A 12,203-nucleotide genomic window follows, 5' to 3' on the forward strand; every position below is an offset into this window, starting at 1 on the left:
CCCGTTCCTGCACGCCCTGCAGCGCAACGGAAAAGTGAACGGGTCCAAGCCTCGCGACACGAGCCTACCCGTCCTCCACGTCATCACCGGCCTTGTGCCGGTGATCCCGATCCTGTGAGACGCCGAGCCATTCCACGTCAGGATGGCCGGCATGATTCCCGGATCAGGTCCAGCGCCGGACGCGACGTCGGAGGAGCACACCAGTGTCCTTACGCAACCGCCCGTACCGGCGCCTGTTCGTCGCGTTTGTTCGGCTGCGTGCCTTGAAGGTTAGTGATGAAGGCCGCGATGGCTTCGCGGGGCATCGGCTTGGCGATGAGGTAGCCTTGGGCCTGGGAGGCGCCGGCCAGGCGAAGGGCGTTGAGCTGCTCTTCCGTTTCGACGCCTTCGGCGGTCGTGCTCATCTTCAGGTCCTTCGCAAGGCCGATCGTCGCCTTGATGATCGCGCGGCTGTCCGGGGAGTCCAGCATGCCGCGCACGAACGACTGATCGATCTTGATCTTGTCGAAGGGAAAGCTGCTGAGATAGCTCATCGACGCATAGCCGGTGCCGAAATCATCGAGCGCGATCGAGACTCCGAGCGCTTTGAGCCGCTTGAGCGTCGCGGTCGCTTCATCGGTGAGCTTGACGGATTCCGTGATCTCCAGCACCAGGCGTTGGGCCGGCAAGCCGGAAATCTCCAAGGCCGCCTTGACACTGGCGAGAACGTCCCGGCTCCTGAACTGCACCGGAGAGAGATTGATCGCGACCTTGAACGGCTGGGGCCAGGTCATGGCCGTCGAGCAGGCTTCCTCGAGGATCCAGTCGCCCATCGGGCCGATGAGGCCCGACTCTTCGGCGGTCGGGATGAACTGCAGAGGCGAGATCATGCCTTTCGTCGGATGCTTCCAACGCGCCAGGGCCTCGCAGCCCCACAGCTGATTTGTCGCCAGGTCGAGGATCGGCTGATAGAACAGTTCGAGCTCCTTGTTATCAAGAGCGATCTTCAGGGCGCCCTCGAGCGCGCGACGTTCCGCGCGGGAATCCTTGATGTCCGCGTCGTAGAGCCGATAGCTGCTGCTGGAATCGGACTTTGCCGCGTAGAGGGCGATATCGGCCGCTTTCATGAGCTCGGTCGAGGTCTTGCCGTCGGAGGATGCGATCGCAGCACCGATGGACAGGCCGACATCGATCTCCGTGTTGCCGGCCGTGCACGGGACCCTCATGGCGGCCTGAATAGCCGTGACAAGGTCTATGACCTGCTGCCGGCCTCTGATCGGCCGTTGAATGATCGCGAACTCATCGCCGCCAATGCGCGCGATGAAGTCGGTCTTTCTGAGACGTTCGCGCAGGCGCCGTGCCACCGTCTGGACGATCTCGTCGCCCACCACGTGGCCGTAAGTGTCATTGATGTCCTTGAACCGGTTGAGATCGAGAAGGAACAGGGCAAAGTCCGTGCCGGATCTCTGGGATGCGAGGTATGTCCGCTTCAGGTCCTCGGCGAAGAGCAGTCGGTTGGGAAGCTTCGTCAAAACGTCGTGGCGCGACAGGTAGCTCTCGCTGGCCGCCCGCAGAATACCGGTTCGCACATGCCTCAACCCGAGCAGAGTGGCGGCCTCGATCCCGATGTCCATCAGATAGGCGACGAACCCGATCAGGCGGCTTTCAAGGCGCCGTCCGGCCATGAGTTCCGCGACGGTCCGGCTGACCGCGATGCCTCCCGGATAATGGGCGAGAGGATGAAGAGCGACCACGCGCTCCTTCCGGTCGATCCAGCTGACATCGCGAATGAGCGTCGCGATGTTCTTGGCAATCAGGCGCTGCAGGGGAGTGTTGGGCCTCCACACACGGCGCCCGAGTGCCCTCTCCGAGATCGGGCAATGCGCCAGGATGATGCCGTCGCGCCGATAGAGCGTGATCGCCTGGGAGTGCGTTCTGAGATGATCCTTGTAGATTTGCTCGAAATGGCTGAGATCGATCGTGGCGACGACGATGCCGAGGAAATTTCCGTCGGTGTCTTCGATTTTCCGGGCGAGGGAGAGAACCTTTTTGCCGGTTGCCCGGATCCTCATCGGTTCGCCGAGATACAATGTGAGTGACGGATCCGTCGCGAGGGCCCGGTAGTAGGAGGCATCCTTCAGATAGATCGGATCCGACATCGGGCGGGGTGTCGACGAGCCGACGATCCGCCCCCGGGCATTGACGAGATCGATGCGGACGATCTGAGACAGGGAATGACACGCTCCGACCAGAATGGCCTTCGTGGCCTGCGAGGCGGAGAACCCGTCGAACTCGTGCGCCTTGAGGCAGGCTTGCGGGATGCGGCCGACCACATCCCGCATGACGTTCTCGACGGATTGGAAGACGCCGTCGGTCCGCTCCTGAAGAGAAAGGGCAAGGTTTGCCAGATCACCCTCGGCTCTGGCGAGATCGTCGTTGTGTCCACGCGCGAAGAGGAAGGCAGCACCGATGATCCCGATCGCCGCGGTCAAGATGCTGAGGGAGATGATCACGTAATCTGGCAAAATGGCTTCGCTTCGGGCTCTTGAGCGACGATCTCGGCCAGAGTTCACCAGGAGTGGTCGTTATTCCGTTAACTCTGGCAGGAATTCTGTCCGCTTGAATCAAAAAAGCAAAGCTTCGTCCGGGAATGGCTCCTTCCACGCCGTCATTCCAGGGCCGCGCGGCGGAGGCCGGTTCAAAGGGCAGCGCCGCAGGCGTGGAAACCCATAATCGCTGACGATGAAGAAGGAGCACAGCGCGAGCCACCGCGTCCTCTCTTGCACCCGCCTTCGTCACACTCTCCTTTGTCTTGCTCCTTTGTCTTGCTCCCCGTCATGGCCGGGCCTATCCCGGCCATCCCGATCCGGTGAGGTGCTGTGCTTTGTGGATCGGGATCACCGGGACGAGCCCGGTGATGACGGGAGGGTGTGTGTAATGTTCTCACTTTGTTCTTGACACTGTGTTTCATCTGGGCTAGACCGTTGCTCATCCCGGCCCGATGGGGGCGCGCTCGCGAGGCGTCGCAAGAGTGGGGCGGGGAGCGGTCCTGCAGCAGGCCTCGCACGCCGGTTGGCGGGAGGCCCTTGGCAGCCCTGGGCTGGACCAAGTGTAAACGCCTAACAGTCCCGCGTGCGAGGCGCCGTCCGGCTCTTCCCATTCCACCATCCACATCGAGCCGGGCTGCCCGTCGCACCACCCTCGATCACTACACGGCTCGCAGCGCAAGCTGCGGGCCCGCAGGCCCATGCTTTGTTCAGAGCCACTGCTTCCGGCGGAAACGCCAATACAGCCACGTACAGGTCACCACGATGATCGTCAGCACGAACGGGTAGCCGTATTTCCAATGCAGCTCGGGCAGCACGTCGAAATTCATGCCGTAGATGCCGGCCACTGCGGTGGGCACCGCCAGGATGGCCGCCCAGGCCGCCAGCTTGCGGGTGATCTCGTTCTGCTGCGACTGGCCGGTCATCAGGCTCGATTCAAACGCGAAGGCCAGCACCTCCCGCAGCGACTCGATCTCCTCCTGCACCCGGCGGATGTGGTCGGAGACGTCGCGGAAGAGCGGCTGCATCGCGGCATCCACTCCTGGCAGCCCCGGCTGCTCGAGACGCCGGCACACCTCCACCAGCGGCACCGCGGCATTGCGCAGGCGCAGGAGATCCCGGCGCAGCTGATAGAGCCGGACGATCTGGTTCTGCGGCTGGTTCGCGGTCAGGATGCTGTCCTCGATCTCCTCCACCTCTTCCTGGATCGTCTCGATGACCGGAATGTAGTTGTCGACGATGAAGTCGAGAATGGCATAGAGGATGAAGTCCTCGCCCTCCGAGAGCGCCTTGGGCGCCGCCTCGCAGCGCTCCCGCACCGGCGTATAGGTCGTCGAGGCGCCATGGCGGACGGAGACCACGTAGCCGCGCCCGACGAACAGGTGCGTCTCGCCGAAGGCGATGCGCCCCTCCACCATCTGGGCCGTCCGGGCGACGACGAACAGCGCATCGCCGTATTGCTCGATCTTGGGTCGCTGATGGGCCTTGAGGGCATCCTCGATGGCGAGCTCATGCAGGCCGAACTCCGCCTGGACCGTCCTCAGGAGATCGAGCCCAGGCTCGTGCAGGCCGATCCAGACCACGTGCCCGGGCTTGCGCGACCATTCCCCGGCCTCTTCGATCGGGATCTCCAGCACGCGCCGCCCGCCCGCATAGACTGCCGACGCGACGACGCCAGGCACGCCCTTGGGCTGAACGGAGACGAGCTTGAGAGGGTTTGCCATGACGATCCAACGCATAACAGTTCCGGACGTTGCCATGATGTAACGCGCACGCGCCGCTCCGCAAGCGCCGATGCGGGCTGGTGGTGGATCCGGGTGCGACGTGGTACATTGGCCCGCCGCCTGCAGGGGATCGATCCGATGACCAAGACCGTCACATCCCTCTTCCATAGCGAGCATCACGCGACCGCCGCCGCGAGCCACCTGAAGCAGGCCGGCATTCCGGCCGACGACATCGACATTTGGACCACCCCGCACAATCTCGCGCCTCTCCTGGAGGATCTGGGCGTCTCGCGAACGGATGCCCATGCCTATGCCGAAGGCGTGATCCGCGGCGGCACCGTTGTGATCGTGAAATGCGATGCGTCCGCGGTCGACGAGGTCGTCGGCATTCTGGACAAAGAAGGCGTGCTGGATCTCGACGAGCAGCAGGCCGCCTGGCGCTCCGAAGGTTGGGAGGGCCCCGCTGCCGCGGAGCAAGCGGGCGACCTCACCGGATCTTCGGAGATGGCCCGGTCCAGGACCGACAGTACGGGCGCCGAAAGGACGGAAGCGGTCGTCCACGGTCGGATCCGCATTCAATCCCGCAGGGCGGAGCGCCCGGTGCCGGAATAGGCATGCCGGCGTTCACGCCGCCACGACGATGTCGAACTGCCCATGGAGCGCGCCGGGCTCCGGAGATTGCGCCGCGAGCAACGGCACGATGACGCTGCGGCGCGCGTTTGGGTCCCGGATACGGTTCAGGACGCCGTCGCGGGCGTTCAGAGTTTCGCCCTCGATATACATCTGCGTGACCAGCCGTCCCTGCCCCGGCACATGCACGGCAAAATGAATGTGGGGCGTCCGACCGGGATATGGCACGGGTCGAATGGTGCGAAAGCGATACCGCCCCTGCTCGTCGACCTGCGTGCGGCCGTACCCCTGGAAGGCGTGATCGATGCGCCCCTGTCCGGCCGCACGAGGATGACGGTAGATGCCATTGGCATCGCACTGCCAGATCTCGACGACGCTTCCGGGCTTTGGCTGGCCGCGCAGATCGAGCACACGCCCCGACACGTGGATCACCTGCCCCAGTGCCCGCGCGGCCTGGCCCGTCACCCGGACGAGATCGTTGTCCATGTCGGGCGGAAACTCGACGGGATAGAAAGGCCCCTCGGTCTGCCCCGGCGTCGCGACGAGCTCGGCGGCGAGCAGGATCTTCGGAGCGACCGCAGCCGCCGCTGCGATGCCCGCATGGAGCAACAGGGATCGCCGATCGAGAAGCGCAAGGGACGGACAGGCCATCGGAACCTCGGACTTGGTTCAGTGATCCTGAGGATAAACCAGCCCTGCCCTCATGCCAGATCCTCGGAAACGGAATCGCAGCAACGTGATGAATGCCTCCGATCCATGAGCGGGCGGCGGCATGACCATTCGCTCACGCCGCAAATCGTCAGGGTACGGATTCATTCGATGCAGCTCCCGGCCCTCCGACGAAGGCGGAAGGTTCGATCACTGCGGTTCGTTCGGGAGGAGTGCATCGAACTGCTCGGGCGTCAGGTAACCTGTGACTGCCGCGCTGCGACTTCTCTGGTAACCCATGATCGCTTCCCGAGTCAGCGGTCCCATGATCGCATCGAGCGGACCCGTGTAGAGGCCGAGCTCCCGCAGCCGTTGCTGAATCAGACGGCGCTGCTTTTGTCCGAGTTGCGTGTCTTCGATGGGGGTCGCTACCGGCGCATGTCTCAACCCTTCAGCCTGGGCGGCTGCAATCTGGGCCTGTGCTTCGACGCGCTTGGCTTCCTGCTTTGCCTTTTCAGCGTCGGCTTGAGCCTTCTCGACATCGGCCTGTGCCTTCTTGGCATCAGCTTGAGCCTTCAGCACCTCGGCCTGTGCCCGCTCGGCTCTCAACTGCTCATCGCGAGCGCGTGTTTCGGCCTGCTCACGCGCTCGGCGCTCCGCTTCCAGCTTTCCCTCGATTTCGTCCGGCTTCTGGGCGGTGGAGGCGACTTGTGGGGTGGTCGAGGCGACCGACTGCGCGACAGGTGCGGGAGCGGGCTTTGCGAGGCTGAGCTCGTCAACGCGCCCAAACACGGCCCCCATGCTGCCGTTCGATGCAACTTTTACCGCCTCACTGAGCGACGGACTTGGTTGTTGGAGCAGTTTGGTCAGCGCGTCCGCGGCCTGTTCGCCTGCTGCGTCGATCCGGGATACCGGAATGCGAGCCGAGCTGGAGAATATGGTGACGGCGTTTTTGGAGCTTCGCTGGTGAACTGAGGCCTGGCATCCAATCCTTCAATGGGAGTCTCGAAGGTCGGCGACGTCATGAAGAAGAATACGCCACCCGTCTGCGCTCGCCCGACGATCTGCGCGATATTGGTGATCGAGAGAGCGCGCGATAGAAGGTCGGTCGCTCGTCCGAGTTCAGTGTTGGTTGCGAGGAAAAAAGTCTGGCCGCCCCAAGCGACGCCGTGCCCGATCAAGACGACGAAGGCAAGGTCGGCTCCCTCCGCCTTCGCTGCGAAATCGCGCAGACTGGCTCTGGCTGTAGCATTGCTCGGGTTGGGGCTTACGATCACCTCGAAGCCACGAGCTTTGAGGGCCTCTGCGATCTCGGCACCCCGCTTCGCACCGATGCCGGATCTCGGAAGTTTCTGATAATCTTCCGATGCTAGGACTAAAGCGATCCTCCCGGCAGCCCGAGCAGTGGCGACGCTCATCAGAAGCAAGAACAACGCAAAGATGATACTCCCCAAAAAGAGTATCGCGTGCGCCCAACCAAGCTCTGCCAATGTGCTTTTGCGCACAGAGGAACGGCCCGCAAACCCACCTGCTTGTCCGAAATGCATGGCACGGCTCCACGACTTGCACTATCATGAAATTCGGTAGTTGTTACGCGAACTCACCTCACGAGCCGTTGGAGATCTCCCGTGGGATTACGGCTGAAATTCAATATCATTCTCGCCGTCTGCTATCTGCTTGGGCTCAGCCTGTCGATCTATCCATTTTATCAAATTTCCAGACAAGAAGCCATGGATCAGCTACAGTCGCAGATCGATGTTCTGCGAGCTCAAGCGCTCTCCATACGTCGCTATACCTCGGAAGAGATTCAGCCTTTACTCGCCGAGCACTCGAGCGTCCAGTTCCTGCCGCAGACGATTCCATCCTTTTCGGCTCAGACGGCATTTCGCAACTTCCGAGGATTTTACCCGCAATTCTTCTACAAGGAAGCTGCGCTCAACCCGACCAACCCCGCCGATCTTGCACGCGACTGGGAGCGAGAAGTCATCGAGAAGCTTCGGGCAAACTCCGATCTGACCAAGGATGTCAGCTTTCAGACGATCGACAATCGCTCCCACTACACGGCAACCTATCCCCTGGTGATCAAAGACGAGTCCTGTCTGACCTGCCATTCGACTCCAGACAGGGCTCCCCCTCGATGGTCGCGCTCTATGGCAATAAGAACGGCTTCGGCTGGAAGCTTAACGAGACGATCGGAGCGCAGATCATCTCCGTGCCCATGGACATTGCCGAAGGATCGATCTGGCGGAACCTGGGACTATTCGTTGGCACCTCGAGCGTCATCTTTCTGGTTCTACTGATCCTGCTCAACATCCTGCTGAACCGGTATGTGATCAGCCCTGTCACGCGGATGGCGAAGACAGCAGAGGCCGTCAGCATGGGCGATGCATCCGTTGCCGAGTTCGAATTTCCAGGTTCGGACGAGATCGCCTCCCTGTCACGCTCTTTCAACCGGATGCGCAGGAGCTTGGATAGCGCATTGAAGATGCTCGAAAAGTGATCAACACGATTGATCCCTGGCCCAACAGAACCAGATTACCGCTCGTCAGGGAATTTTCTCCGATGGCCGCAGACAAGGATCTGAGGACAGGAAGTAGCCAAGGCGGAGCAAGTGGAATGCCCGCCAGGGTTGGCAAGTATCGCCTTGACCATGTCGTCGGCCGCGGTGCAATCGGCGTCGTCTACAAAGGTTATGATGAACAGATTGATCGGCCATTGGCGATCAAGACGCTTCGTCCCGAAATTCTGGAGAACCTGAGCGAGAACGACGAGCTTCTTCGCCGTTTCGCCACCGAAGCGCGTTCCGCTGCACGGTGCCTGCACCCGAACATCGTCACAGTCTTTGACTTCGTGGAGCATGATGGCGCGCCTTATATCATCATGGAGTATGTCAATGCAGGCACGCTGGAGAATGTGATCCGGCGGGGCACGCTGCTGCCAATTCGGCAGGTCGGCGAGATCATGGCTCAGCTGCTATTCGCCCTCGGCTACGCTCACTCCAAGGGGGTCATCCACCGCGACGTCAAGCCCGCCAACATCCTCTGCCCTTCCGCAGCCTCGATCAAAGTCTCCGATTTCGGTGTGGCCCATGTCGAGGCCCTCGATCTTACGAAGCCGGGCGGCATCCCGATCGGCACGCCAAACTACATGGCTCCGGAACGGTTTCTCGGGCGTCCAGCCGATGCCCGCGCCGATCTTTTCTCCGCCGGAGTCATCCTCTTTCAAATGCTGACTGGCGCGAAGCCGTTCATTGCTGCCGATCTGCCTGAGTTGATGCGCAAGCTCATGAACGATTCACCGCCACCGATCATGACCTACCGGCCTGAACTCTGGCCGGAAATCGACGCGGTAGTGCAGCGGGCTCTGGCTCGCAACCCCGAGGATCGTTTCCAGACAGCGGATGAATTCGTCGTTGCACTCAATGCATCGATCGAAATGCGCCCCAGCGCCGATCTCCCACCGCTCGATTTGACCGAGCTCTCCCACACACCGGGAAAGGAACAGCCTGCACCGGCAAAGGAACATCTCAATCAAACGATGGCCGAAGTGCTCACTCCCGGCACGATCGATGCGCTTGGGCGATCTCTCGCGCACTCGCTTGGTCCGATTGGGCACCTTTTGGTGAAACAGGCCTCCCACGAGACCATGGATGTCGATACGTTCCTCGATCTGCTCGTGCAGCAAATCAAAACCGAGGCCGAAGCGGCAACCTTCCGGAAAACGGCCCAGCAGGTGCTGCGTGACGACAAGGGCTTCAAGATAGCCCAGATGGAAGCCGTCATCTCACAGACGGAAATTCGAGCGGTGACCGAGGTTCTGCTGCCTCTCATCGGTCCGGTTGCTCCGACGCTTGTCGCCCGCCAAGCGGAAAAATCGGTCGGCCGGGATGATTTCTACCGCCGTCTTTCAGACTTCATTCCTAGCGAACGGGACCGCGCGAGCTTTCTCAAGATTCGTGGTAAACTCAGCGAGATCAAATAGTGACATGTAGGTCATCGATGAAAGAGTGATGGACAATCTGGCACCCGATGCACCGCAGCCTGCCGGCAAACGAATCCGACGCCTCCGAGCGGTCTTCGCGGCCGACATGGCAAATTTTGGCGGCTTGGTTTCTGTGGACGAGACCAACACCCTCGATGCCTTGTGGGCAACCCGGCGCATTGCCCGAGAGGAGCTTGCGGCCCACGGCGGATGGCTTTTCGGGATGCCGGGAGATGGCCTCTTCGCGCTCTTCGAGAGTGCAGTCGATGCCGTTCGTTGCGCACTTGAGACGCAGGCGCGCCTTGCGGCCATGACGAAACTCGACGCGGTTCGCCTGCGGATCGGCATCCATCTCGGCGATGTTCTGTTCCAAGAGGATCTTCCTTTCGGCGAAACGCTCGTCATAGCAGCGCGTCTGGAAAGTCTCGCGGAACCTGGGGGATTCTCGTATCGGCAGCCGTCATGGAGGCCGTGGCGCCGCGCATCTCGGCGACATTCGGTGAGCGCGGTGTGTTCGACCTCAAGCACAGTCCGCGGCGGATCACGACGTTCAGCGTGGCGATGCCCCCCGCGTCGTCCGATATGAATGCGACCTTGAGCCTGATCGAGCCGCTCGACCGGACGGTGCTGTCGGTGGCTCCGGCAAGGAAGGAAGAGAGGGTCATCCTCCCATCGCCTTCCCCTGCCTGCCCGGAGCCGCAGACCATATCATTGCCGAAGGCCGCACCTCTCGTCGTCCCAGTCCGCTCCGCGGATCCGGCTTCGCTACCTGGTCGTGAAGCTGTCCCGGAGAGCCCCCTGCCCGCTCGGCCCCTGTGGACTCCGCTGCCTTTCAGGCCTGTCTTGCGGAGCTTGCTCAGACCTTGACGACCTATCTCGGGCCTGTCGCCGGATTGCTCGTCAAGCGGCATGCCGCGACACTGACGGATCTTGCTAAGCTTGTTGAGGATCTTGCCCGCGAGATTCCGGCAAAGGACGAGCGCCTGCAGTTTCTCAGTCGCGCTCAACAGGTTGTGGCGCGACGGCGCCGCTGACCTCTACTCGCCGAATTCTGCAATTTCGTCGATCCGCTCGAGGTCGTGAACGATCAGCCCGCCTCGGTTCTGAGTCAGGAGGCGCTCTTCGGCCCACCGGTTCAGAACCTTGTTCAAGCCCTCGCGTGACATCGCAGTCCATTGGGCCATCTCGCTTTGGGTCAGCTTGAGAACGACTTCGATCCCCTTAGGCGTGGCCTTGCCATGATCCCGGGCAAGATGGCCGAGAATGCGCGCGAGGCGCTGGGGCGCCTGGCGCAGGGTGGCATCCTCCATCCGGGCGCTGGTCCATCTGAGGCGCATGCACAGCAGGTCGATTACGTTGCGCACCAGTTGCGGATCACGATCCAGCGCTTCGTAGAACGTTCGCCGAGCGATGCTCATCAGGCGCGTCCGCAGCATGGCGGAAGCACCCGCAGTCCGCACGCCACTGTCAAGCATGCCGATTTCGCCGAAAACGGCTCCATTGGTCAGGACGTTAAGCGTGACTTCGGCACCTGCTGCCGAGACCGTCCAGATCCGAACTCGCCCATCGGCAATGACATAAAGCGCATCGGAGGCATCTCCGACATTGAACAGCAGCTCGCCCTTCTCCAGCGTTCGAAGCTGAGCTCTGCGGGCAATCTGTTCGACAGTCGATGGATCAATGGCCTTGAAGATATCGAGCGCTTCGAGCTTGACCGCCTTGTCTGCGCCGGTCGCCGCATGTGACGCTTGAATCTCTGCCATGGTCGATTTCCCACAGGGGTGGAGCACAAGGCCACCGAGCATAACGTCCACCGGACTACGTGCAAAGACAAACCGTAGAGCAAGGCCATGTGTGACGTAGATCACTGTCTGCTGCTGGGCACGGGTGGTACATCTGGCGCTCCGTGCCCGATTTCGCTGGGCAATCAGCATGATCGACCGATCGGGCCGCAATCGAGGAGAGCCCGATGTCCGATCGCACTTGGCACAAGAGCTGGAATGGACGGGATGAAAATTCGGAGCGGCATCCCGGCGCCCCCCACCACGCCTCCTATCAGGATGATGAACCTCATGTGCGCTCCCGCGGGGGCCGAAGCGACATCCATGAAAACCGGGACGATCCGCCAGAGCACCACCTCAGGAACGATTACGGCGATCGCGGGCGAGATCAGGACGATTCTCTTGACGGCTCGGTGCAGCCGCATGACGGCGGGAATCTTGGCTGGGATGCCGCCTGGGACGATGCCGGCGGGTTCGAGGCGGTGCTTTTAAGTCATCTGTCCGACACGCTTGGCCCTGCCGGGGGCTTTCCGCCGATCATCGTCTTCGCGATCGACGACCTCGATGTGGAATTCAATACCCTGATCCAGACCACGCAGATTCAGAACACCCTTGTCTTCCTGAACGCGTCCGACGGCGGTTCCATCGATATCGGCGGCGATGTCAATGCGAACGGTTTCCAGTCAGCATCGGTCGAACAATCGACCGGATTCATGAACCTTCCGGACTTCGCTTGAGCGATGTGAAAACGCGGTAATCCTCCTGCGTGCACTGATGGGTCCCGTTCTTGGGGCTCTCCTTCTTTATTACGAGTTCTCCGCATACCGGCAATCCTCTCCCAGGGCATCATCGGCTGAGCGCCGGTGGCGCTCTTCCTCTCTGGCCTCGCCGTTCCCGCTCCGCCGGCCCGGCCG

At 61.7% G+C, this 12,203-nt stretch carries 13 protein-coding genes and 1 pseudogene; 6 read left to right on the forward strand and 8 right to left on the reverse strand.

The genetic code is table 11. The features are described from left to right. Positions 1 to 209 precede the first annotated feature (209 nt). Both ACD578_RS11440 and corA read right to left on the reverse strand, forming a co-directional pair. A complete protein-coding gene (locus ACD578_RS11440) occupies positions 210 to 2,504 on the reverse strand; it encodes a putative bifunctional diguanylate cyclase/phosphodiesterase (RefSeq protein WP_404293139.1) in 2,295 nt (764 codons plus the stop codon). 731 nt (positions 2,505 to 3,235) lie between these two features. Further along, entirely contained in the window at positions 3,236 to 4,249 is a 1,014-nt protein-coding gene (gene corA / locus ACD578_RS11445; protein WP_404293141.1) for a magnesium/cobalt transporter CorA, read from the reverse strand. A 138-nt stretch (positions 4,250 to 4,387) separates the two neighbouring features. Between corA and ACD578_RS11450 the strand changes: the two genes are divergently transcribed. Next, positions 4,388 to 4,861 (forward strand): hypothetical protein, encoded by a 474-nt coding sequence (locus ACD578_RS11450; protein ID WP_404293143.1) that lies wholly within the window; start codon positions 4,388 to 4,390, stop codon positions 4,859 to 4,861. Positions 4,862 to 4,873: 12 nt separating this feature from the next. Here the strand turns inward: ACD578_RS11450 and ACD578_RS11455 are convergent, their stop codons facing one another. The 3 genes from ACD578_RS11455 to ACD578_RS11465 form a co-directional block, all read right to left on the reverse strand. Continuing rightward, positions 4,874 to 5,530 carry a protocatechuate 3,4-dioxygenase gene (locus ACD578_RS11455; protein ID WP_404293145.1) on the reverse strand — a complete coding sequence of 219 codons (657 nt, stop codon included), beginning with the start codon at positions 5,528 to 5,530 and terminating at the stop codon, positions 4,874 to 4,876. 207 nt (positions 5,531 to 5,737) lie between these two features. Beyond that, complete coding sequence (locus ACD578_RS11460; RefSeq protein WP_404293147.1) at positions 5,738 to 6,319, reverse strand: peptidoglycan-binding protein; 582 nt, start codon at positions 6,317 to 6,319, stop codon at positions 5,738 to 5,740. A gap of 74 nt (positions 6,320 to 6,393) precedes the next feature. Next, positions 6,394 to 7,074 (reverse strand): caspase family protein, encoded by a 681-nt coding sequence (locus tag ACD578_RS11465; RefSeq protein WP_404293149.1) that lies wholly within the window; start codon positions 7,072 to 7,074, stop codon positions 6,394 to 6,396. A 183-nt stretch (positions 7,075 to 7,257) separates the two neighbouring features. On the opposite strand from ACD578_RS11465, the pseudogene ACD578_RS11470 reads away from it, so the two are divergent. The 3 genes and pseudogenes from ACD578_RS11470 to ACD578_RS11480 all read left to right on the forward strand — a co-directional run. Further along, positions 7,258 to 7,593, forward strand: a pseudogene (locus ACD578_RS11470) (DUF3365 domain-containing protein); the annotation flags it as partial. Positions 7,594 to 7,664: 71 nt separating this feature from the next. Then, positions 7,665 to 8,027, forward strand: a complete 363-nt coding sequence (locus ACD578_RS11475) for a HAMP domain-containing protein (protein ID WP_404293150.1) — start codon at positions 7,665 to 7,667, stop codon at positions 8,025 to 8,027. A gap of 116 nt (positions 8,028 to 8,143) precedes the next feature. Then, positions 8,144 to 9,508 (forward strand): serine/threonine-protein kinase, encoded by a 1,365-nt coding sequence (locus ACD578_RS11480; protein WP_404293152.1) that lies wholly within the window; start codon positions 8,144 to 8,146, stop codon positions 9,506 to 9,508. Here ACD578_RS11480 and ACD578_RS11485 read toward each other — a convergent pair. Continuing rightward, complete coding sequence (locus ACD578_RS11485) at positions 9,501 to 9,860, reverse strand: hypothetical protein (protein ID WP_404293154.1); 360 nt, start codon at positions 9,858 to 9,860, stop codon at positions 9,501 to 9,503. The genes ACD578_RS11480 and ACD578_RS11485 overlap by 8 nt on opposite strands. A 49-nt stretch (positions 9,861 to 9,909) precedes the next feature. Then, the gene (locus ACD578_RS11490; protein WP_404293156.1) at positions 9,910 to 10,173 is read right to left on the reverse strand and encodes a hypothetical protein; all 264 of its coding nucleotides are present in this window, start codon (positions 10,171 to 10,173) and stop codon (positions 9,910 to 9,912) included. A gap of 198 nt (positions 10,174 to 10,371) precedes the next feature. Here ACD578_RS11490 and ACD578_RS11495 point away from each other — a divergent pair, with 198 nt between their 5' ends. Beyond that, entirely contained in the window at positions 10,372 to 10,542 is a 171-nt protein-coding gene (locus tag ACD578_RS11495) for a hypothetical protein (RefSeq protein ID WP_404293158.1), read from the forward strand. Positions 10,543 to 10,545: 3 nt separating this feature from the next. Here the strand turns inward: ACD578_RS11495 and ACD578_RS11500 are convergent, their stop codons facing one another. After that, a complete protein-coding gene (locus tag ACD578_RS11500; protein WP_404293160.1) occupies positions 10,546 to 11,442 on the reverse strand; it encodes a Crp/Fnr family transcriptional regulator in 897 nt (298 codons plus the stop codon). A gap of 35 nt (positions 11,443 to 11,477) precedes the next feature. Here ACD578_RS11500 and ACD578_RS11505 point away from each other — a divergent pair, with 35 nt between their 5' ends. Next, positions 11,478 to 12,026, forward strand: a complete 549-nt coding sequence (locus ACD578_RS11505) for a hypothetical protein (RefSeq protein WP_404293162.1) — start codon at positions 11,478 to 11,480, stop codon at positions 12,024 to 12,026. The last annotated feature ends 177 nt before the right edge of the window (positions 12,027 to 12,203 follow it).

This window comes from Microvirga sp. RSM25 (assembly GCF_044784385.1).
In the GTDB taxonomy this organism is placed as follows: Bacteria; Pseudomonadota; Alphaproteobacteria; order Rhizobiales; family Beijerinckiaceae; genus Microvirga; species Microvirga tunisiensis.